Below are 22,153 nucleotides of genomic sequence, written 5' to 3' on the forward strand. Positions count from 1 at the left end.
GCTACCCTTTTTAATCAATCGCGCATAAGCATCACGGCGTAGCCGCTTACTTCTTGCGGATCTGCTGGAGCGTGCGCAGCTGAGCTGCAGCCTCGGCCAGACGTACAGCAGCAGCGCTGTAGTCGAAGTCCGCACCCTTTTCGTTCAGGGCCTTCTCAGCAGCCTTGACGGCTTCCTGAGCGGAGGCTTCATCCAGATCGCCAGCACGTTGCACAGTGTCGGCAAGTACCTTGACCATGTTCGGCTGAACCTCAAGGAAACCACCGGAGATGTAAAACACCTCACGTTCCCCGCCTTGCTTGGTCAGAGTGATCGGACCTGGCTTCAAGCTGGTGATCAACGGCGCGTGGCCCATGGCAATACCCAGGTCACCGAGTTCGCCGTGTGCAATCACCATTTCTACCAGACCGGAGAAGATTTCCCCTTCCGCGCTGACGATATCGCAATGGACTGTCATAGCCATCTGATTGCCTCAACCTGATGAGCGCCCGTTTCCGGGCGCCTGGATTACAGTTTCTTGGCTTTCTCGATCGCTTCTTCGATGCCGCCGACCATGTAGAACGCTTGTTCTGGCAGGTGGTCGTAGTCACCGTTGAGGATGCCTTTGAAGCCAGCAATGGTGTCTTTCAGGGAAACGTATTTACCCGAAGCACCGGTGAAGACTTCAGCCACGAAGAACGGCTGCGACAAGAAGCGCTGGATCTTACGAGCACGGTTTACCAACTGCTTGTCGGCTTCCGACAGCTCGTCCATACCCAGGATCGCAATGATGTCCTTCAGTTCTTTGTAACGCTGCAGCACGTACTGAACGCCGCGAGCGGTGTCGTAGTGCTCCTGGCCGATCACGTTCGGGTCCAGCTGGCGCGAAGTCGAGTCGAGTGGATCGACCGCTGGGTAGATACCCAGGGAAGCGATGTCACGGGACAGAACGACGGTGGCGTCCAAGTGGGCGAAGGTGGTCGCAGGCGATGGGTCGGTCAAGTCATCCGCAGGTACGTATACCGCTTGGATCGAAGTGATCGAACCTTCCTTGGTCGAAGTGATACGTTCTTGCAGAACGCCCATCTCTTCAGCCAGGGTCGGCTGGTAACCTACTGCGGAAGGCATACGGCCCAGCAGTGCGGATACTTCAGTACCGGCCAGGGTGTAACGGTAGATGTTGTCGACGAACAGCAGAACGTCGTTACCTTCGTCACGGAACTTCTCGGCCATGGTCAGGCCAGTCAGTGCTACGCGCAGACGGTTTCCCGGCGGCTCGTTCATCTGACCGTAAACCAGTGCCACTTTGTCCAGAACGTTGGAGTCCTTCATCTCGTGGTAGAAGTCGTTACCCTCACGAGTACGCTCACCCACACCGGCGAACACGGAATAACCGCTGTGCTCGATGGCGATGTTACGGATCAGTTCCATCATGTTTACGGTCTTGCCTACACCGGCACCACCGAACAGACCGACTTTACCGCCCTTGGCGAACGGGCAAACCAGGTCGATAACCTTGATGCCGGTTTCCAGCAGGTCGTTGCCGCCAGCTTGTTCCGCGAACGAAGGTGCTGGACGGTGAATGCCCCAGCGCTCTTCGGTGTCGATCGGACCAGCTTCGTCAATCGGGTTGCCCAGCACGTCCATGATCCGGCCCAGAGTCGCTTTACCGACCGGTACGGAGATGGCTGCGCCAGAGTCGATTACGTCCAGACCGCGCTTCAAGCCTTCGGTGGAACCCATCGCAATGGTACGAACTACGCCGTCGCCCAGCTGCTGCTGAACTTCCAGAGTAGTTTCCGCGCCTTGTACTTTCAGCGCGTTGTAGATGCTCGGTACGCTGTCGCGTGGAAATTCCACGTCGATAACGGCGCCGATGATTTGAACGATACGTCCGCTACTCATAGCTGGATCCTCTGAATATTTGAACCGTTAAACCGCGGCAGCGCCGCCGACGATTTCCGAGATCTCTTGGGTGATCGCAGCCTGACGCGCCTTGTTGTAGATCAGCTGCAAATCGCTGATCAGATCACCGGCGTTATCGGTAGCGTTTTTCATCGCGATCATCCGCGCCGCTTGTTCAGCTGCGTTGTTCTCGACCACCGCCTGGTACACCTGCGACTCCACGTAGCGCACCATCAAGCCGTCAAGCAGCTCTTTGGCGTCTGGTTCGTAGAGGTAGTCCCAGTGGTGCTTGAGTTCCTGATCCGGAGTCGCCACCAGTGGAATCAATTGCTCCACGGTTGGCTGCTGGGTCATGGTGTTGATGAACTTGTTGGATACCACGGAGAGGCGGTCAATCCGGCCTTCCAGGTACGCATCCAGCATCACCTTCACACTGCCGATCAAATCATTGATCGACGGCTCTTCACCCAGGTGGCTGATAGCTGCAACGACGTTACCGCCGAAGTTACGGAAAAAGGCCGCACCCTTGCTACCAACAACACACAGATCGATCTCGACGCCGTTTTCGCGGTTTACCGCCATGTCCTTGACCAGGGCCTTGAACAGGTTGGTATTCAAACCACCGCACAAACCACGGTCACTGCTCACTATCACATAACCCACACGCTTAACTTCGCGGTCGATCATGAACGGGTGGCGGTATTCCGGGTTGGCGTTGGCCAGATGCCCAATTACCTGGCGGATACGCTCCGCATAAGGACGGCTAGCAGCCATGCGCATTTGTGCCTTGCGCATTTTGCTTACCGCCACTTTTTCCATGGCGCTGGTAATTTTTTGCGTGCTTTTGATGCTCGCAATCTTACTGCGAATCTCTTTTGCGCCTGCCATGTAACACCTATCAGGTTAGCAAGCGGGAGCCTTGCGGCTCCCGCTGCGGCTTACCAGGTTTGGGTGGCCTTGAACTTCTCGATACCGGCTTTCATGCCAGCGTCGATATCGTCATTGAAGTCACCCTTCACGTTGATCTTCGCCATCAATTCGGCGTGATCGCGGTTGAAGTAAGCAATCAGCGCTTGTTCAAAGCTGCCGACCTTGGCGATTTCAACGTCGGTCAGGAACCCACGCTCAGCGGCATACAGCGACAACGCCATGTCAGCGATCGACATTGGGGCGTATTGCTTCTGCTTCATCAGCTCGGTAACGCGCTGACCATGCTCAAGTTGCTTACGGGTCGCTTCGTCCAGGTCAGAAGCGAACTGGGCGAATGCCGCCAATTCACGGTACTGAGCCAGAGCGGTACGGATACCACCGGAGAGCTTCTTGATGATCTTGGTCTGAGCGGCACCACCCACACGGGATACCGAAACACCGGCGTTCACTGCAGGGCGGATGCCCGAGTTGAACATGGCCGATTCCAGGAAGATCTGACCGTCGGTGATGGAAATCACGTTGGTCGGAACGAACGCGGAAACGTCGCCAGCCTGGGTTTCGATGATCGGCAGAGCGGTCAGGGAGCCGGTTTTGCCGGTCACTGCGCCGTTGGTGAACTTCTCTACGTACTCTTCGGAAACGCGGGATGCACGCTCCAGCAGACGGGAGTGGAGATAGAACACGTCGCCTGGGTAAGCTTCACGGCCTGGTGGACGGCGCAGCAGCAGGGAAATCTGGCGGTAAGCCACTGCTTGCTTGGACAGATCGTCATAAACGATCAGCGCGTCTTCACCGCGGTCGCGGAAGAATTCACCCATGGTGCAACCGGAGTACGGTGCCAGGAATTGCAGCGCAGGAGATTCCGAAGCACTGGCAGCCACGATGATCGTGTTGGCCAGGGCGCCGTTTTCTTCCAGCTTGCGAACCACGTTGGCGATGGTCGATTGCTTCTGACCAATAGCTACGTAGACGCAGAAAATGCCGCTGTTCTTCTGGTTGATGATCGCGTCGATTGCCAGAGCGGTTTTACCGATCTGACGGTCACCGATGATCAGCTCACGCTGGCCACGGCCGACAGGGATCATGGCATCGACAGCCTTGTAGCCAGTCTGTACAGGCTGGTCTACCGACTTACGCCAGATCACGCCTGGAGCAACTTTCTCGACCGCGTCGGTCTCGGTGTTGCCCAGTGGACCTTTACCGTCAACAGGGTTACCCAGTGCGTCGACTACGCGACCCAGCAGTTCCTTACCAACCGGAACTTCCAGGATGCGGCCTGTGCACTTGGCGCTCATGCCTTCAGCAAGACTGGTGTATGCGCCCAATACAACGGCACCTACGGAGTCCTGCTCCAGGTTGAGGGCCATACCGTAGACGCCGCCCGGAAACTCGATCATCTCGCCGTACATAACGTCGGCCAGACCGTGAATCCGCACGATGCCGTCAGATACGCTGACGACAGTGCCTTCGTTACGGGCTTGGGAGGTCACATCGAGCTTGTCGATGCGGCCCTTGATAATTTCACTTATTTCGGAAGGATTGAGTTGCTGCATTGCTCTGCTGCCCCTTCAAACTCAAGATTTCAATGCTTCGGCAAGATTCGCGAGTTTGCCGCGAATCGAGCCATCGATAACCAGGTCGCCGGCGCGAATGATGACACCACCAATAAGGGTGGCATCCTCCGCAACTTGCAGGCGCACTTCCCGGTCGAGTCGTGCACTGAGAACCTTGGCGAGTTTGTCTTGCTGTTCTTGGTTCAATGCAAAAGCACTGGTGACTTCAACGTCTACCGATTTCTCTTGCTCGGCCTTGTACAGGTCGAACAGAGCGGCAATCTCCGGCAGAAGCAGGAGACGGTCGTTTTCGGCAACGACGTGCAAGAAGTTCTGCACTTTCACATCAAACTTGTCGCCGCACACTTCAATAAAAGTGGCGGCCTTGTCTGCGCTCGTCAGTCGCGGGGCCTTGAGCACGCGCTGCATGGTGTCGTCTTGCGACACTGCTGCAGCCAGGCCGAGCATGGCTGACCAAGAGGCCAGCTGCTGGTGGGCCTGGGCGTGCTCGAAGGCTGCCTTAGCGTAAGGTCGGGCCAACGTGGTCAATTCTGCCATGATCGCCCTCGCTTAAATTTCAGCAGCCAGTTTGTTAACCAGCTCCGCGTGCGCGTTTTGATCGATTGTGGCACCCAGGATCTTCTCAGCACCGCCGACGGCCAGAGCACCCAGTTGGGCACGCAACGCGTCTTTGACACCGTTCAGTTCCTGCTCGATCTCGGCCTGAGCCTGAACCTTCACACGGTCAGCGTCGATACGGGCTTTTTCAACAGCCTCTTCAACGATCTGGTTACCGCGTTTCTTGGCTTGCTCAATGATTTCGGCTGCTTGAGCTTTCGCTTCGCGCAGTTGTTGACCCGCTTTATCTTGGGCCAACTCCAGGTCGCGAGCTGCTCGTGCTGCAGCGTCCAGTCCATCCGCGATCTTCTTCTGACGTTCGTGCAGAGCTGCGATGACCGGAGGCCATACGAACTTCATGCAGAAAACGACAAAAATCAAGAACGCTAAGGACTGACCAATAATGGTTGCATTAATGTTCACGCCAATACCTCGCTCATTCGTTGCACAACACACCAATCACTCGAAAAGACGAGTGATTAACCGGCGAGTTGACCAACGAAAGGGTTCGCGAAGGTGAAGAACAGAGCGATACCAACACCGATCATGGTCACGGCGTCGAGCAGGCCGGCGACGATGAACATTTTAACTTGCAGCATTGGAACCATTTCTGGCTGACGCGCTGCGCCTTCCAGGAATTTGCCGCCCAGCAGGCCGAAACCAATGGCAGTACCCAGGGCGCCCAGGCCGATCAACAGTGCAACAGCGATAGCGGTTAGACCAACTACAGTTTCCATCTTTCCTCCCGACTTTTACGTCGTATGGTTTAGGTTTTTTAGATTTTAAAGCGGTAAAACAAATCGTTTCATAGCCCTGGTGGGCCACCTTCCCGTTTCACCGGGAAGGACATCAGACTAGTCGAGACTGGTCTTAATGGTTCTCTTCGTGCGCCATCGACAGGTAGACGATGGTCAGCATCATGAAGATGAAGGCCTGCAGGGTGATGATCAGGATGTGGAACACAGCCCACGCCCACTGCAGAACAATGCCCAGGCCGCTAAGCCAGAGCAGGCCGCTGCCGAACATCACAGCGATCAGAATGAACACCAGCTCGCCGGCATACATGTTGCCGAACAGTCGCAGGGCCAGGGAGATCGGCTTGGCGATCAGGGTCACGAATTCCAGCAGGAAGTTCACCGGGATCAGCAGGGCTTGAACAAAGATGTTCTTGCTGCCGAACGGGTGCAGGGTCAATTCGCCGATGAAGCCGCCGATGCCCTTGATCTTGATGCTGTAGAAAATGATCAGCGCGAATACCGACAGGGCCATGCCCAGGGTAGCGTTCGGGTCAGTGGTCGATACGGCACGGAATGGAATATGCGGGTCGCCGGAAATCGCCATGGCCAACTGAGGAATCCAGTCAACCGGGATCAAGTCGACGGCGTTCATCAGGAACACCCAGACGAAGATGGTCAGTGCCAACGGTGCAATCACCGGGCTACGGCCATGGAAGCTGTCTTTCACGCTGCCATCGACGAATTCGACCAATACTTCAACGAAGTTCTGCAAAGCACCTGGCTGACCGGAAGTCGCCTTCTTCGCCGCCATGCGGAAAATTAGGACGAAGATCAGACCCAAAGCGACCGACCAGCCCAGAGTATCCAGGTGGAAAGCCCAGAAGCCCATTTCTTTGGCTTCTGCTGCGGAGTGGGCAAAGCCCCAGCCGCCGTTGGGAAGCTGACCGAAGGTCAAGTTCTGCAAGTGGTGCTGGATATAGCCCGAAGCGGTTGTTTCTGCCATGGTTGCCTCAAACGCCCTAAGGTTTCGAAAGTCTTGTTTTCATTAGCAGGGGAGCGAACCAGCTGACCAGTTGGGTCAACACGAAGACGCCGAATACAGCCAGCGGCGCCAATGGCTTTACACCTGCAAAGGTCAGTGCAAACAGCACTGCCGTCAAAATCAGTTTCCCCGCCTCGCCGGCATAAAAAGACCGGACGATAGCCTGGGCTGCTCGGGCGCCGGAAAACCGAAAGGCCCTGTGAGCAAAATACATATTGGGCAGCAAGGCTATCAGGCCTCCGCAAAGTCCCGAATATCCGGCTACGACTCCATGCCAGTACCAAAGCGCCAATGCGGCGATTAGCAAAATGACAAATTGAGCCAATAAAACCGGAAAAACAGCCAAGCGATGGAAGGGCAACGTGTTTGGCGTGCGGGTTTCCATCACTCTTGCTCCTCAATAGTCGGCTGCCGGAAATCAATAACTTGGCATAATTTGTGCCGACAAAATGCGCGCAGAGTATAGGGGCGGTTCTGCCCCTATTCAACTGCCGGGTAGTGATTTCCGATCACACGCTACATAAGCAAATGTTTCAGCGGATGTGGGCAAGGACACCCTGAAGCTCATCAAGGGAGTTATATCCGATGACCAATTGCCCTTTGCCTTTCTTGCCGTGGCGAATTTGTACCGCAGAGCCCAGGCGCTCGGCCAGGCGCTGCTCGAGACGCGCGATATCCGGATCAGGTTTGGCCGTCTCGACCGGTGCAGGTTTGCCGCTCAGCCACTGGCGAACCAGGGCCTCAGTCTGACGAACGGTAAGCCCTCGTGCGACAACGTGTCGCGCCCCTTCAACCTGTTGATTTTCCGGCAAACCGAGCAAAGCACGGGCGTGGCCCATTTCCAGATCGCCATGGGACAACATGGTCTTGATGACTTCCGGCAAAGCGATCAGGCGCAGCAAGTTGGACACGGTGACGCGGGACTTACCCACCGCTTCGGCCACTTGTTGCTGCGTCAGCTGGAATTCTTGCTGCAGGCGCTGCAAGGCGATCGCTTCTTCGATCGGATTGAGGTCTTCGCGCTGAATATTCTCGATCAACGCCATGGCGATCGCCGTTTCATCAGGCACATCGCGCACCATCGCGGGAATGGTCTCTTTGCCGGCCTGCTGACTGGCGCGCCAGCGGCGTTCACCGGCGATGATTTCAAAACGACCGCCACCAATCGGGCGCACCACGATCGGCTGCATCACGCCTTGAGCTTTGATCGAATTGGCCAGTTCCTCCAACGCCTGGGGATCCATGTCACGGCGTGGCTGGTATTTGCCGCGCTGGATCAAGTCCAGAGGCAGGTGCTGCAGCTCGCGCTCGTCGGCCTGCACCGCTTGTTCTTCAAGCGATGTGACGGTCGGACCACTCAACAGTGCATCCAGTCCACGTCCGAGACCTCGTTTCTTGACGGCCATGGGGATTCCTTAAGTTGGCTGGGCTGCAGCGGTGCGGGAGTTGCGGCGTTGGCGGCGAACCATCTCGCCAGCCAGAGCCAGGTAGGCGATGGCGCCACGGGACGATTTGTCATACGCCAACGCAGGCATGCCATAGCTTGGCGCTTCGGCCAAACGGATATTGCGCGGAATCACGGTGTCGTAAAGCTGCTCGCCGAAGTGTTCCTTGAGCTGTGCCGACACATCGTTCATCAGGCTCAGGCGCGGATCGAACATGGTCCGCAGCAGCCCTTCGATCTGCAGGTTTGGGTTGAGCAATTCGGCGATACGCTTGATGTTATCCACAAGGTCGCTCAAACCTTCCAGTGCGTAGTACTCACACTGCATGGGGATAATCACCCCATCGGCAGCCACCAACGCATTGAGCGTCAGCATCGACAGCGACGGTGGGCAATCGATCAAAATGTAATCATAGTTCTCGCGGATCGGCGCCAAGGCGCTGCGCAGACGGCTTTCTTTCATCTGCATTTCCAGCAACACCACTTCCGCCGCAGTCAGATCGCGGTTGGCCGGCAGCAATTGATAACCGCCATGCTCGGAATAGTGCATGGCCTGGGCCAGGTCACACTCGCCGATCAGCAAGTCGTAGACCGAGTTTTCCAGGCCATGTTTATCCACACCGCTACCCATGGTGGCGTTGCCCTGTGGATCGAGATCGATCAACAGCACCCGTCGCTTGGTAGCTACCAAGGATGCTGCGAGGTTGATGCAGGTGGTGGTTTTGCCCACGCCACCTTTCTGGTTCGCTATCGCGAATACCTTAGCCATTCTTGCTTGTGTTCCCAATCATGCCATGCGGCGCAGTATCAGCAGATGGCGTTGGCCTTGGCAACCTGGTACGGCCAAGGCGTGTTCGCTATCGAGGTGGAAGTCTGCCGGCAATGCTAACAGCTCATCACTCGGATGGACGCCCTTCATTGCCAACCAGCGGGTATCGCGGTCACCCAGGTGGCGTGTCCAGTTGCTGAAGTTCTCCATGCTGCTGAACGCCCGGGAAACAATTCCGTTGAAAGGCAGTTCAGGCGTGAATTCTTCGACACGGCTGTGGATAACGTGAAGGTTATCCAGCTTGAGTTCGAGTTTGACCTGGGTCAGGAAGCGGGTTTTCTTGCCATTGCTGTCCAGGCAGGTCACTTGGGACTCGGGAAACAGGATGGCCAAAGGGATACCTGGCATGCCGCCGCCACTGCCCACATCCAACCAGCGACCGTTTTGAATAAATGGCATCACGCTCAAGCTGTCGAGCAAATGCCGGGACACCATCTCATCGGGATTGCGCACTGCCGTGAGGTTGTAAGCCTTGTTCCATTTGATCAACAGGGCTAGGTAGCCCAACAGCAACTCATGCTGGGCGGACGTCAGATCGACGCCCAATTGGCGTGCACCTGTGGATAACTCTTCGGCGTGTTGCAGGGTGACCAACGAACTCAAGCGCTTTGCTCCAACTGACGGCCCGCGCCGCGTTTTTTCAAATGAATCATCAACAGCGAAATGGCTGCCGGGGTGACGCCGGGAATACGTGAAGCCTGACCCAGGGTTTCTGGTCGAGTTATCCCCAGCTTGCTCTGAATTTCTTTCGAAAGCCCGGAAATCCCGGTGTAGTCGATATCCACAGGCAGCTTGGTGTCTTCACTGGCGCGCAGACGAGCAATCTCGTCCTGCTGGCGGTCAATGTAACCGGCGTACTTCGTCTTGATTTCGACCTGCTCGGCAACCTGTGGATCTTCTGCGCCGCCGCCCGTCACTTCGACCAAGCCAGCGTAGTCGATTTCCGGACGTGACAGCAGGTTCAGCAAGTTGTACTCGTGAGTCAGCGGCGTGCCGAATTTCTCGGCAATTGCATCACCTTGTTCGGTACCGGGGCGAACCCAAGTGCCTTTCAGGCGCTGCTCTTCCAACGCAATGCTTTCACGTTTTTTGCAGAAGGCTTCCCAGCGCACGTCATCGACCAGCCCCAGTTCGCGGCCTTTTTCGGTCAGCCGCAGGTCGGCGTTGTCTTCGCGCAGGATCAGACGGTATTCCGCCCGAGAAGTGAACATCCGGTACGGTTCCTGGGTACCCAGGGTAATCAGGTCGTCCACCAACACACCGATGTACGCTTCATCGCGACGCGGGCACCAACTGTCTTTGCCTTGTGCACGCAATGCGGCGTTGGTCCCGGCCAGCAAACCTTGGGCGCCGGCTTCTTCGTAACCGGTTGTGCCATTGATTTGGCCGGCGAAGAACAGCCCGCCGATCACTTTGGTCTCCAGGCTGTACTTCAGATCACGAGGATCGAAGTAGTCATACTCGATGGCATAGCCAGGTCGCACGATATGTGCGTTTTCCATGCCGCGAATCGATTGCACGATCTGGATTTGCACGTCGAACGGCAGGGAAGTAGATATCCCGTTCGGGTACAGCTCGTGAGTAGTCAGGCCTTCGGGTTCGATGAAGACCTGATGGCTCTCCTTGTCGGCAAAGCGGTGGATCTTGTCTTCGATCGATGGGCAATAGCGCGGGCCAATCCCCTCGATCACACCGGAATACATCGGCGAACGGTCGAGGTTCGCGGCAATGATCTCGTGAGTTCGGGCATTGGTGTGGGTAATCCAGCAACTCACCTGTTTGGGGTGTTGCTCCTTGGAACCCATGAACGACATCACCGGGATCGGCGTATCGCCCGCTTGCTCAGTCATCAACGAGAAATCCACAGAACGCCCGTCGATACGCGGCGGGGTTCCGGTTTTCAGGCGACCGACACGCAGCGGCAATTCACGCAGGCGTTTTGCCAAAGCAATCGACGGAGGATCACCGGCACGGCCACCGGAATAATTCTGCATTCCGATGTGGATAAGTCCGCCAAGGAAGGTTCCGGTGGTCAAAACCACAGATTCTGCGAAGAAGCGCAGACCCATTTGGGTGACAACGCCCTTCACCACGTCTTGTTCGACGATCAGGTCATCCGCTGCTTGTTGAAATATCCACAGGTTCGGCTGGTTTTCCAGGGTTTCACGTACAGCAGCCTTGTACAGAATGCGGTCAGCTTGTGCCCGAGTGGCGCGCACTGCCGGGCCTTTGCGGCTGTTGAGAACGCGAAATTGAATACCACCCTTATCGGTTGCCATGGCCATTACGCCGCCAAGGGCGTCGATTTCCTTGACCAGATGGCTTTTGCCGATACCACCAATGGCGGGGTTGCAACTCATTGCACCGAGGGTTTCCACGTTGTGCGTGAGCAACAGGGTTTTTACGCCCATGCGTGCTGACGCCAGTGCTGCCTCGGTACCGGCATGACCGCCGCCGATGACGATCACTTCAAAACGGGAAGGGAAATCCACCACGCACCTCGTGCCTGCTTAAGTAGGTAATTAGGAATTGATTGATTGAACTGGTTTTAGAGCTTTGGCGGCAAGTATAGGGACTTAGCCCTTCCTAAAGAACCCTTTGCACAAAATTTAACCAGCTGTGGATGAATCACAGACAATAGAAATTAAAAGAGAGAAATTTATTAAATCTTTGTTTTTATGTTTATTTCTACTGAGCATCATTTCTGTGGATAGATCTCTACAGGCCTTTATTTACGGTATGTACAGAGATTCAAAAGTCTGTGGTCATGTGCCAATGAGGCCCTTGGATAAGTACGCTAAGCCTGTGGATTAAACAGGTACTTACCCACAGAGGGGTTTTTGCTCAGGTTTCAAGCCCTATTATCAACTGGGCACAGGGGCGGTTATTCACAGGGCTTAATCCACAGAAATCGAGCAAACACGCTATAACGAGGTCTCGGTGAAGCCACCGAAATCCTTCGACTCGGAAGTGAACAGCGTAAAAAGAGATCTATTGTGAGAAATCTGCAGTGCAGTTAATAATAGCGATTATCATTAACCTACCCTCTCGCACCCTATGTCTACTCCTTCACACACGGTTGCCGTCCAGCATATTTACGAACAGCACCATTCTTGGTTGCACGGGTGGCTCAGAGGTAAGTTGCATAACGCCTGCGATGCGGCCGATGTCGCACACGATACGTTCGTGCGCATTCTTGGTGGGCGCCATGCGGCGCAGATCCTTGAGCCACGTGATTATCTGGCGACCATCGCCAGGGGTCTGGTAATTGACCGCTACAGGCGTCACGCCATTGAACAGGCTTATAAGCAAAGCCTGGCCGAGCGTCCTGATGCCACTGCCATCAGTGAAGAAGATAAGGCGATCATCATCGAAACCCTGGTGGCTGTGGATAAAGCTCTCGCCAGCTTGGGCGAACGCTCGCGGCGGATCTTCATGCTGTCGCAGATTGACGGCCTGACTTATCAACAGATCGCCGATCAACTGCAGGTGTCACTGACGACCGTGAAGAAGCACATGGTTCGCGCGTTGACCGAATGTTCAATGATCATGGCCACCTTGTAATGGCAGCGCCTGATCGCAAGACCTTCGAGGCGGCCGCCGGCTGGTACGTGCAGTTTCAATCCCAGACGCCCACAGCGGCCGAGCGCCATGCCTGGCAGCAATGGCTCAACATCGATCCGTCCCATCAGGCGGCGTGGAATCAGCTGGAGCAATTGCAACGCAGCCTGGGTGCCTTGCCCCAGGATTTCACTCGCCGCGCTTTGTCGGCCACACAGCAACGTCGCCAGGTGCTCAAGTGGATGCTGGTACTCGGCAGCACCGGTTACTTGGGGTGGAATGTTCAGCAACATACGTCCCTGGGCAATGTTTGGGCCGATTTCCGTACACCTTTGGGCAAGCGCCGGCGCATCGAACTGGCCGACGGCACCCGGATTGACCTGAATACCCAAACCGCCATTGATGTGCTGTTCGACGGACGCCAGCGCTTGATACGCCTGCGCGAAGGCGAAGTTCTTATCCACACTGGCAAGTCGGGCGCGCAGATGCCCTTCTATGTTGAGACTCAGCAGGGTCGCATCCAGGCTTTGGGGACACACTTTACTGTGCGCCAACTGGCGGATTTCACACGGGTCGGAGTGCTGGAAGACCGCGTCAGCATTTCACCCACTGATCGACCAGACCTCAGCCGGCTGCTCGTTGCAGGCGAGAGTGCGCAATTCAATCGGCAAAGCGTAGGGGTAAGCCAACCTTACAGCGGAGCTGAAGCTGCCTGGGTCGACGGACAATTGATCGTGCTCGATGCCCGGCTCGGCGATGTGATCGACGAGCTCGGTCGTTATCGACCTGGGGTCCTGCAATGCGATCCAGCTTCGGCGCGCCTGCGGGTTTCCGGCACATTCCGATTGGATTCCACCGATGCGGTGCTGGCCAACCTGCAAGCGACGCTGCCGATCCAGGTCAATTACTTCACCCGTTACTGGGTTTCGGTGAAGCGAATCGGCTGAGCAAAAAAATAATCCACAGGGTTATCTTTTTTTTACCTGACGCGGCCCTACAGGTAATCACGACGCTACCTTCAGGGTTTATCCACCTATGCGCCTTCCTCCTAAGCTTCGCCAGCGACTCTCCTGCCACGGCCTGACCTACGGTTTGCTGCTTACCTCTACCGCCGCTGCCTGCGGGTTGTTATCAACAGGTGCCCTTGCAGCCAGTGTGGTGCAGCACTTCGCTATTGGCGCAGGTCCGCTCGACAGCGCCTTGAGCCAATTTGCGGCCAGGGCCAATGTGATCCTATCCTTTTCGCCCCAGCAGACCGCTCATTTGAACACCCCTGGGCTTGAGGGGGACTATTCGGTGGAGCAGGGCTTTGCGCTGCTGTTGCAAAACTCAGCGTTAGAGGCTGTGGCCCAGGCGCCTGGTAGCTACATATTGCAAGCGGCGCCCACAGGAGAACTGACCCTTGCGCCTACGACTGTAAGCACGGTTCAACTGGACGGTTTCAATCAGGAGATCGCCGGGGATGTGGGCTACAAAGCTCAAAACAGCCGGATTGGGACCAAAACCAGCACGCCACTGTCGGAAACACCGCGCTCGGTATCGGTCGTCACCGGTCAGCGCATCAAGGACCAGAAGTCCCAGTCCCTTACCGAAGTACTGGGCTACGTGCCGGGTATTTTCGCCCCGCCCTTCGCTGCCGGCGATAGTCTGGCCGGTGACCTGTTCTTCATTCGCGGTTTCAACGCCACAGACTATGGCTACGGCCTGCTGCGTGATGGACTACGTGTTCAGGGCAATCGGTACGACACCACCAGCGAGCCTTATAGCCTGGAGCGGGTCGAAATATTCCGTGGGCCTTCGTCGCTGCTCTACGGTGAAAATGCCCCCGGTGGCTTGGTAAACCTGGTCAGTAAACATCCAACCGCCACGCCGCAAGGCGAGGTACAACTGGGCTATGGTTCGAATAACCGCCGTCAGGTGGGTGTAGATATCTCCGGTCCGCTCAACGACAGCGGCGACATCCTTGGACGCGTGGTGATGCTGGGGCGCAAGTCTGATACCCAGACTGATCATGTGCCGGATGATCGCCTCTACGTTGCTCCCTCCCTGACCCTGAATTTCGACGACTACAACACCCTCACCCTGCTCGCCAGCTACCAGAAGGATCACACCAACCTGGAACTCGGCCTACCAGCTGCCGGCACGTTACTGACGAATCCCAACGGTAAGTTGTCCAAGCACACCATGCTCGGGAATCCAGACTGGAACACCTTCGAACGGGAAGCCTGGAGCACGGGGTATGAGCTCGCTCATAGCTTCAATGACGACTGGCAGTTCCGCCAGAACTCGCGCTACATGCAGTCGCGTATCAACCGTCACGAAACCTGGCCGGGCCAATTGAACAACGGCGGTTTCGGGACTCGGCTGAACATGAACGCTTACGATCGCTACAACAAGTCGATGGTTTATTCCTTGGATAACCAGCTGGAAGGCAAATTTCAGGTCGGCGGGCTGGAAAATACCCTGCTGTTCGGCGCCAGCTACGACCGTACTTCTTTCAATCAAGATTGGAATGCCGGGTTCGCCGGCACCATCGATGTGTATAACCCTGTTTACTTGCGCGATCCGACCACGCCTCTGGCAGTACAGAACACGTTGCTCGAACAGCAGATGAAAGGGGTTTATGCACAGCTGCAGAGCAAGTATGACCGCTGGTTATTCCTGTTGGGTGGCCGTCAGGACTGGGTCGAGAGTGATTTCCGCGACAAGGTCAACAAGGCCAGCGATACCGGCTCTGAAGATCGCAAGTTCACCTATCAAGGCGGGGTGATGTACCAGTTCGACAATGGCCTGACGCCGTATGTGAGCTATTCCACTGCATTCGTGCCGGTACAGCAGATTTCCAACGCCGGTTCACCCTTGAAGCCGATTACCAGCAGCCAATACGAAGTAGGCGTGAAGTACGAACCGATCGGCTGGGATACGGCAATGACTGTGTCGGTGTATGACTTGCGCAAGGAAGATGACACCTACCTCGACGCCACCACTAACAGCTACCGCCAAGTAGGCGAAAGTCGGTCCAAGGGCGTTGAAGTCGAGGTCAACAGCAACGTCACGCCTAACCTGAATTTAACGGCGGCCTACACCTACACTGACGCTCGAATCACTAAGGACTCCGCTACTTCTCTGGTCGAAGGGCACCAACTGACCGGGGTGCCGCGGAATCAGGCGTCTGTATGGGGCAAATACCGATTCCTCGACAGTCAGCTCAAGGGGTTGTCCCTGGGGGCGGGCGTGCGTTATTTCGACAGTACCTTTTCCTACACCGCGCCCACGCTGTACGGAAAATTGGACGCGGGAAGCGTCACCTTGGTGGATGCATCCGTTGGCTATCAGTTCGACAAAAACTGGTCGGTTGATGTGAATGCCAAGAACCTGTTCGACAAGGAATATGTATCCGGTTGCAACGATGCAGGGCGTTGTTACTGGGGTGACAGCCGTACCTTGCTCGGTACGGTGTCCTACAACTGGTAAACCATTGTGGATAACGTTGCTATTTACCGATGCAGAAGCTGGAAAAGATCCGTCCCAACAAATCATCGGAGCTGAAGGCGCCGGTGATTTCCCCCAGCAGCTGCTGTGCCTGACGTAGATCCTCGGCCAGCAGCTCCCCTGCCCCCGCCAAGGTCAGCTGCGCGCGTCCGTGCTCAAGGGCCGCACTGGCATGACGCAGTGCCTCCAGGTGCCTGCGACGCGCACTGAAGCTGCTTTCCGAGGTCTGCTCGTAACCCATGCAGGCCTTGAGATGGTCGCGCAGCAATTCCAGGCCATTACCCGCCGACTTGGCGCTCAGGCTGATCGTGACGTGGCCATCCTCACCCATTTCAAGCGCGATGGCTTCGCCTGTCAGGTCAGCCTTGTTGCGGATCAAGGTGACGTTAGCCGGGTCAGGTCGTTGTTCAAGAAACTCCGGCCAAAGGGCAAAAGGATCCGCAGCCTCAGGCGCAGTGGCATCAACCACCAGTAATACGCGGTCTGCTTCACTGATGGCTTTGAGGGCGCGCTCTACGCCGATCTTTTCCACCTGGTCATCGGTATCGCGCAAGCCTGCGGTATCAACCACGTGCAGCGGCATGCCGTCGATGTGGATATGTTCGCGCAGGATGTCCCGGGTGGTGCCGGCAATCTCGGTGACGATGGCAGCCTCACGTCCGGCCAAGGCATTCAGAAGGCTGGACTTACCCGCGTTGGGGCGACCGGCAATGACCACCGTCATGCCATCGCGCAGCAAGGCGCCTTGCCCCGCTTCACGCAGCACTGTGGATAACTCCTCGCGGACTTTATCCAACATTGCCAATACGTGGCCATCGGCGAGGAAGTCGATCTCTTCCTCAGGAAAATCAATCGCCGCCTCTACGTAGATACGCAGGCTGATCAATTGCTCGGTCAAGTTATGCACACGCAGGGAAAATGCCCCCTGCAGCGAACGCAACGCATTGCGTGCGGCCTGTGCGGAACTCGCTTCGATCAGGTCCGCGATAGCTTCGGCCTGGGCCAGATCGAGCTTGTCATTCAAAAACGCGCGTTCACTGAACTCACCCGGCCGGGCGAGACGGCAGCCTAATTGCAGGCAACGCTGCAGCAGCATATCCAGGACTACAGGACCACCGTGGCCTTGCAGTTCCAGGACATCCTCACCGGTGAAAGAGTTAGGTCCAGGGAAATAGAGGGCCAGACCCTCATCCAATACGCTGTGGTCTGCATCCAGAAACGGGCCGTAATGGGCATACCGCGGTTTCAATTCCCGGCCGCTGATGGCCTTGGCTGCCATGCCGGCGAGGGGCCCGGAAATTCGAACGATACCCACACCGCCGCGACCTTGAGCGGTTGCGACAGCAGCGATGGTTTCACGAGGAGCGCTCATCAGCAGGTTCCAGAACAAAAGTGACGGAAAGCAAAACGCCCCACTAGGGGGCGTCTTGAGTGGTTATCCACAGAGTAAATTACGCCTCGGCTTTTTTGGTAGCCGCTTCGATTTTACGTGTGATGTACCACTGTTGAGAGATCGACAAAACGTTGTTGACCACCCAGTACAGAACCAGACCAGCTGGGAACCACAGGAAGAAGAAGGTGAAGATGATTGGCATCATTTTCATCACTTTAGCCTGCATCGGATCCGGCGGTGTTGGGTTCAGACGCTGCTGGATGAACATGGTCGCGCCCATGATGATCGGCAGGATAAAGAATGGGTCCTTGATCGACAGATCAGTTATCCACAGCATGAACGGTGCCTGGCGCATTTCCACGCTTTCCAGGAGTACCCAGTACAGCGAAAGGAACACCGGCATCTGCACCAGAATAGGCAAGCATCCACCCAACGGGTTGATCTTCTCTTTCTTGTACAGCTCCATCATGGCCTGCGACATTTTCTGCCGATCATCACCATGCTGCTCTTTCAACGCAGCCAGTTTCGGAGCAACGGCACGCATACGGGCCATCGACTTGTAGCTGGCAGCCGACAGTGGGAAGAAGATCCCCTTGATCAGCATGGTCAGGAATATGATCGAGAAGCCCCAGTTACCCACAATGCTGTGGATATGTTGCAGCAGCCAGAAGATAGGCTGGGCAATAAACCACAGAATGCCGTAATCCACAGTCAGTTCCAGACCTGGGGACAACTCTTTCAGCACGGCCTGGCTTTTCGGGCCGGCGTACAGGGTAGCGCTGGTTTCAGCCTTGGCACCTGGAGCGACGGTCAACGCCGGGCCAGTAAAGCCAATGATGTAGTTACCTTGGCTGTCTTTACGGGTTTGAACCAGGTTGGCTTCACCCTTGTTCGGGATCCAGGCGGTCACGAAATAGTGTTGCAACCAGGCAACCCAGCCGCCTTGAACGGTTTCTTTCAGCGCGCCTTTGTCGATATCTTTCATCGACACTTTTTTGTACGGCTCGTTACTTGTCCACAGGGCTGCGCCCAAGTAGGTAGCGGTACCAGTAGCGGTGCTTGAAGAAGGATCGGAGCTGCCATCACGCTTGAGTTGGGCAAACAGATTGCCGCTCCAAGGTTTTTCGCTGGTGTTGTCGATCAGGTAAGTGACCTTCAGGTCGTACAAACCGCGAGTGAAACTGAAACGCTTGATGTAGTTGACGCCGTCGAGGCTGAATTTCAGGTCGACGTTCAACTGGTTTTGGCCATCAGCCAGTTGATAAACCTTCTTTTCGGTCGAATAAACCGGACGACCGGTAGCGCGCGCATCCGGACCATTAGTGCCGGTCAGACCGCTTTGCGCCAGATAAGTACGTTCACCACCGTTATCGAACAGTTGGAACGGTACATCCGGATGGTCTTGGCGACGTGGATACAGCGGCAGTTTCAACTGCGCGATATCACCACCTTGTGGGTCGATAGCCAAGTCGAGCACATCCGTTTTCACGAGGATGAGGTCTTTATTGGTGACCACTGGCGTTTCTAAAGGGGCGCTTGTCTCGCCATTCGCGCTGGGAACATCTGCACTCGCGGAAGCATTGGTACCCAGCGGGGTGTCCGGAATAGCCGGGGCAGCCTGATTGGTAGCAACATTCTGAGTCGGCAGGGCAGCTTGGCCATAATCCTGGTTCCACTTAAGAACCATGACGTAGGACACGATTGCCAGGGCGACGATCAGGATCGTGCGTTTAATATCCATGATTACTCGGCCATCGAAGAAGAACGGGAGGTAGGGATAGGTGGAACCGGGTCATAACCACCGGGATTCCACGGATGACAGCGACCTAAACGACGAAAGGTCAGCCAGCCACCGCGCAGAAGACCATGATTTTCTATGGCTTCTAACGCGTAGCAGGAACAACTGGGGTAGAAACGACAGTGACTGGCCATCAGAGGACTAATGGCATAGCGATAAAACTGGATCGGAACGAGTGCCAGTTTACGCATTGGTACTGTCTACCCCTACAGTTTCGGTGCTGACTGCTGGTGCTGGTTTGTTGGTACGCGCCAGACGTTTCCAGAGCTTGCCGAAATGCTGAATCAATTCGGGGTTTTCTACATCCCCCAAGCCTTTGCGCGCGACGATAACAATATCCCAACCAACCAGAGTGTCCTGGTGGAGGCGAAACGATTCGCGCATCAGACGCTTGAGGCGATTGCGCTCAACGGAGAGCTTTACGCTCTTCTTGCCAATCACCAACCCGAGACGGGGGTGATCAAGATCGTTGTTACGCGCAAGGAGCAGGAGATTTTTCCACGGAACCTTGCCGGTGGGGGAGTCAAAGACTGCCTTGAAGTGCCGGGGTGTTAGCAGACGCTTTTCCCGACTGAAGTCCTGACTCACCACCAGTACCGGATTATCAAACTGCCAGACGCGCACGACCTTTGGCGCGGCGACGCGACAGGACAGCACGGCCGTTCTTGGTAGCCATGCGAGCACGGAAGCCGTGAGTACGGGCGCGTTTGATGGTGCTTGGTTGGAAAGTACGTTTCATGGCGTTGTTACCTGGTTCGTCCACAACGGGCCGGAATGGCCCCCGTTTTAAGAGACCGGCGATTCTAGAGAAAGCAAGCCTCTAGGTCAATTTCCAACCAGCTTTTCCTTCAATTAGATCTCTATCGGGTAAAACCCCCTTTTCTATCCGCCTGGCTTCCATGAGCAATGTCATAGATATAAAAATAAAGAAGGAAGTTATTTAAAGCTTTTCTGTAAAGCTTATAAAAGCTAGGCAGACCATCCTCTGTGGATAACTACCTTGAGGCCATATTCCACTTGATGTACAGAGGATGAAAACATGGGGGAGAAGCGGTGCTCTGCCTGTGCTGCGCTGTCGGATAAGCTGTGTGTGGAATGGCATGTTATCCACAGCCCAGTTACCCACAGACTTTCACCCCCACTTGTACAACGAGCTCAGGGCCGCTTATCCACAGACCTTATGCACAGACCACTGGTCGGCTTTTTCCGGGATAAGACATTGATTTTGGGTGCCCTGTGGGCAACCTACATGTGGATAAGTGGGCGGCTCGCCGCTACAATGGCGGCTGTTTTTGCCTCACCGGCTTTCAACTTAGGGGATATCCGTGTCAGTGGAACTTTGGCAGCAGTGCGTGGAGCTTTTGCGCGATGAGCTGCCTGCCCAGCAATTCAACACCTGGATCCGTCCGCTACAGGTCGAAGCCGAAGGCGACGAGTTGCGTGTCTACGCACCTAATCGTTTTGTTCTCGACTGGGTCAACGAGAAGTACCTGAGCCGCGTTCTCGAATTGCTCGACGAACACGGCAATGGCCTTGCGCCTGTGCTCTCCTTATTAATAGGCAGCAAACGCAGCTCGGCGCCTCGCGCTGCGCCGAATGCGCCATTGGCGGCGAGCGCTTCTCAAGCTCAGGCCGCAGCGGCACCTGTTAATAACTCGCCTGCTCCCGTTGCCCAGACGCCTTCCAAATCGGCGTCACAGAAAAACGCACCTATTAATGAAGAGCCGTCTCGCGACAGCTTTGACCCCATGGCTGGTGCCAGCTCGCAGCAGGCACCGATTCGCGCCGAACAGCGCACCGTACAGGTCGAAGGCGCGCTCAAGCACACCAGCTACTTGAACCGCACCTTTACCTTCGAGAATTTCGTCGAAGGTAAATCTAACCAGCTGGCTCGCGCCGCGGCCTGGCAAGTGGCGGATAACCCCAAGCATGGTTACAACCCGCTCTTCCTTTATGGTGGCGTGGGCTTGGGTAAAACTCACTTGATGCATGCTGTGGGTAACCACCTATTAAAGAAGAACCCGAATGCCAAGGTCGTTTACCTGCACTCGGAGCGCTTCGTAGCGGACATGGTTAAGGCCTTGCAGCTAAATGCCATCAACGAGTTCAAGCGGTTCTACCGTTCCGTTGACGCCTTGCTGATCGATGACATTCAGTTCTTTGCTCGTAAGGAACGTTCACAGGAAGAGTTTTTCCATACCTTCAACGCCCTGCTCGAAGGCGGCCAACAGGTCATCTTGACCAGTGACCGTTATCCGAAGGAAATCGAAGGCCTGGAAGAACGCTTGAAGTCGCGCTTTGGCTGGGGCCTCACCGTTGCGGTAGAGCCGCCGGAGCTGGAAACCCGCGTTGCGATTCTGATGAAAAAAGCCGATCAGGCAAAAGTCGATCTGCCACACGACGCTGCTTTCTTTATCGCACAGCGTATTCGTTCCAACGTGCGTGAACTCGAAGGCGCGCTCAAGCGAGTCATCGCACACTCGCACTTTATGGGGCGCGACATCACCATCGAGCTGATTCGCGAATCCTTGAAAGACTTGCTGGCACTGCAGGACAAACTGGTGAGTGTGGATAACATCCAGCGCACCGTGGCCGAGTACTACAAGATCAAGATTTCCGACCTGCTGTCCAAGCGCCGTTCTCGCTCGGTGGCTCGTCCGCGACAAGTGGCCATGGCCCTCTCTAAGGAGTTGACCAACCATAGCCTGCCGGAAATCGGCGATGTGTTTGGTGGTCGCGACCACACCACAGTCTTGCACGCATGCCGCAAGATCAACGAACTTAAGGAATCCGACGCGGATATTCGCGAGGACTACAAGAACCTGCTGCGTACACTGACCACTTGATGACACCAGCGCAGCTTATTAAGGCA

The 22,153-nt window shown here is 55.9% G+C and carries 22 protein-coding genes; 4 read left to right on the top strand and 18 right to left on the bottom strand.

Annotated features, from left to right (window positions below):
* Positions 1-46: 46 nt before the first annotated feature.
* The 13 genes from AOA61_RS11845 to mnmG all read right to left on the bottom strand — a co-directional run bounded on the left by AOA61_RS11845 (position 47) and on the right by mnmG (position 11,529).
* A complete protein-coding gene (locus tag AOA61_RS11845) occupies positions 47-463 on the bottom strand; it encodes a F0F1 ATP synthase subunit epsilon (protein WP_032885166.1) in 417 nt (138 codons plus the stop codon).
* Between the two features lie 44 nt (positions 464-507).
* Positions 508-1,884 (bottom strand): F0F1 ATP synthase subunit beta, encoded by a 1,377-nt coding sequence (gene atpD / locus AOA61_RS11850; RefSeq protein ID WP_003177062.1) that lies wholly within the window; start codon positions 1,882-1,884, stop codon positions 508-510.
* A 27-nt stretch (positions 1,885-1,911) separates the two neighbouring features.
* A complete protein-coding gene (gene atpG / locus AOA61_RS11855) occupies positions 1,912-2,772 on the bottom strand; it encodes a F0F1 ATP synthase subunit gamma (RefSeq protein WP_099601803.1) in 861 nt (286 codons plus the stop codon).
* Positions 2,773-2,822: 50 nt separating this feature from the next.
* Positions 2,823-4,367 (bottom strand): F0F1 ATP synthase subunit alpha, encoded by a 1,545-nt coding sequence (atpA, locus tag AOA61_RS11860; RefSeq protein WP_003177064.1) that lies wholly within the window; start codon positions 4,365-4,367, stop codon positions 2,823-2,825.
* Between the two features lie 21 nt (positions 4,368-4,388).
* Positions 4,389-4,925, bottom strand: coding sequence for a F0F1 ATP synthase subunit delta (locus AOA61_RS11865; protein ID WP_032885165.1), 537 nt, complete (start codon positions 4,923-4,925; stop codon positions 4,389-4,391).
* A 12-nt stretch (positions 4,926-4,937) separates the two neighbouring features.
* Entirely contained in the window at positions 4,938-5,408 is a 471-nt protein-coding gene (locus AOA61_RS11870) for a F0F1 ATP synthase subunit B (protein ID WP_008439543.1), read from the bottom strand.
* A 56-nt stretch (positions 5,409-5,464) separates the two neighbouring features.
* Positions 5,465-5,722: a F0F1 ATP synthase subunit C gene (atpE, locus tag AOA61_RS11875; protein ID WP_002555987.1), complete on the bottom strand. Its 258-nt coding sequence runs from the start codon at positions 5,720-5,722 to the stop codon at positions 5,465-5,467.
* A gap of 133 nt (positions 5,723-5,855) precedes the next feature.
* Positions 5,856-6,725, bottom strand: coding sequence for a F0F1 ATP synthase subunit A (gene atpB / locus AOA61_RS11880; protein ID WP_017736231.1), 870 nt, complete (start codon positions 6,723-6,725; stop codon positions 5,856-5,858).
* Between the two features lie 16 nt (positions 6,726-6,741).
* Positions 6,742-7,149 (bottom strand): F0F1 ATP synthase subunit I, encoded by a 408-nt coding sequence (locus AOA61_RS11885; RefSeq protein ID WP_010565865.1) that lies wholly within the window; start codon positions 7,147-7,149, stop codon positions 6,742-6,744.
* 148 nt (positions 7,150-7,297) lie between these two features.
* Complete coding sequence (locus tag AOA61_RS11890; RefSeq protein ID WP_016970690.1) at positions 7,298-8,170, bottom strand: ParB/RepB/Spo0J family partition protein; 873 nt, start codon at positions 8,168-8,170, stop codon at positions 7,298-7,300.
* A gap of 9 nt (positions 8,171-8,179) precedes the next feature.
* Positions 8,180-8,977: a ParA family protein gene (locus tag AOA61_RS11895; RefSeq protein ID WP_032885161.1), complete on the bottom strand. Its 798-nt coding sequence runs from the start codon at positions 8,975-8,977 to the stop codon at positions 8,180-8,182.
* 18 nt (positions 8,978-8,995) lie between these two features.
* Complete coding sequence (rsmG, locus tag AOA61_RS11900) at positions 8,996-9,640, bottom strand: 16S rRNA (guanine(527)-N(7))-methyltransferase RsmG (RefSeq protein WP_099601804.1); 645 nt, start codon at positions 9,638-9,640, stop codon at positions 8,996-8,998.
* Positions 9,637-11,529 (bottom strand): tRNA uridine-5-carboxymethylaminomethyl(34) synthesis enzyme MnmG, encoded by a 1,893-nt coding sequence (gene mnmG / locus AOA61_RS11905; protein WP_095185320.1) that lies wholly within the window; start codon positions 11,527-11,529, stop codon positions 9,637-9,639. The genes rsmG and mnmG overlap by 4 nt, the downstream gene beginning before the upstream one ends.
* Positions 11,530-12,094: 565 nt before the next feature.
* Here mnmG and AOA61_RS11910 point away from each other — a divergent pair.
* The 3 genes from AOA61_RS11910 to AOA61_RS11920 all read left to right on the top strand — a co-directional run bounded on the left by AOA61_RS11910 (position 12,095) and on the right by AOA61_RS11920 (position 16,072).
* The gene (locus AOA61_RS11910; RefSeq protein WP_099601805.1) at positions 12,095-12,601 is read left to right on the top strand and encodes a sigma-70 family RNA polymerase sigma factor; all 507 of its coding nucleotides are present in this window, start codon (positions 12,095-12,097) and stop codon (positions 12,599-12,601) included.
* Entirely contained in the window at positions 12,601-13,545 is a 945-nt protein-coding gene (locus tag AOA61_RS11915; protein ID WP_099601806.1) for a FecR domain-containing protein, read from the top strand. Before AOA61_RS11910 ends, AOA61_RS11915 begins: the two co-directional genes overlap by 1 nt.
* 88 nt (positions 13,546-13,633) lie before the next feature.
* Complete coding sequence (locus AOA61_RS11920; protein ID WP_099601807.1) at positions 13,634-16,072, top strand: TonB-dependent siderophore receptor; 2,439 nt, start codon at positions 13,634-13,636, stop codon at positions 16,070-16,072.
* Between the two features lie 19 nt (positions 16,073-16,091).
* Here AOA61_RS11920 and mnmE read toward each other — a convergent pair whose 3' ends face one another.
* From mnmE to rpmH, 5 genes are all read right to left on the bottom strand, one after another.
* Positions 16,092-17,462 (bottom strand): tRNA uridine-5-carboxymethylaminomethyl(34) synthesis GTPase MnmE, encoded by a 1,371-nt coding sequence (gene mnmE / locus AOA61_RS11925; protein WP_032885154.1) that lies wholly within the window; start codon positions 17,460-17,462, stop codon positions 16,092-16,094.
* 79 nt (positions 17,463-17,541) lie between these two features.
* Entirely contained in the window at positions 17,542-19,224 is a 1,683-nt protein-coding gene (gene yidC, locus AOA61_RS11930; protein WP_032885153.1) for a membrane protein insertase YidC, read from the bottom strand.
* Between the two features lie 2 nt (positions 19,225-19,226).
* Positions 19,227-19,472, bottom strand: coding sequence for a membrane protein insertion efficiency factor YidD (gene yidD / locus AOA61_RS11935; RefSeq protein ID WP_010207715.1), 246 nt, complete (start codon positions 19,470-19,472; stop codon positions 19,227-19,229).
* Positions 19,465-19,869 (bottom strand): ribonuclease P protein component, encoded by a 405-nt coding sequence (gene rnpA / locus AOA61_RS11940; RefSeq protein WP_218197349.1) that lies wholly within the window; start codon positions 19,867-19,869, stop codon positions 19,465-19,467. The genes yidD and rnpA overlap by 8 nt, the downstream gene beginning before the upstream one ends.
* 16 nt (positions 19,870-19,885) lie before the next feature.
* Entirely contained in the window at positions 19,886-20,020 is a 135-nt protein-coding gene (gene rpmH, locus AOA61_RS11945) for a 50S ribosomal protein L34 (protein WP_003213577.1), read from the bottom strand.
* 586 nt (positions 20,021-20,606) lie between these two features.
* Between rpmH and dnaA the strand changes: the two genes are divergently transcribed.
* Positions 20,607-22,127 carry a chromosomal replication initiator protein DnaA gene (gene dnaA, locus AOA61_RS11950; RefSeq protein WP_032885151.1) on the top strand — a complete coding sequence of 507 codons (1,521 nt, stop codon included), beginning with the start codon at positions 20,607-20,609 and terminating at the stop codon, positions 22,125-22,127.
* Positions 22,128-22,153: the final 26 nt, after the last annotated feature.

The organism is Pseudomonas sp. 2995-1 (assembly GCF_002742505.1).
In the GTDB taxonomy this organism is placed as follows: domain Bacteria; phylum Pseudomonadota; class Gammaproteobacteria; order Pseudomonadales; family Pseudomonadaceae; genus Aquipseudomonas; species Aquipseudomonas sivasensis.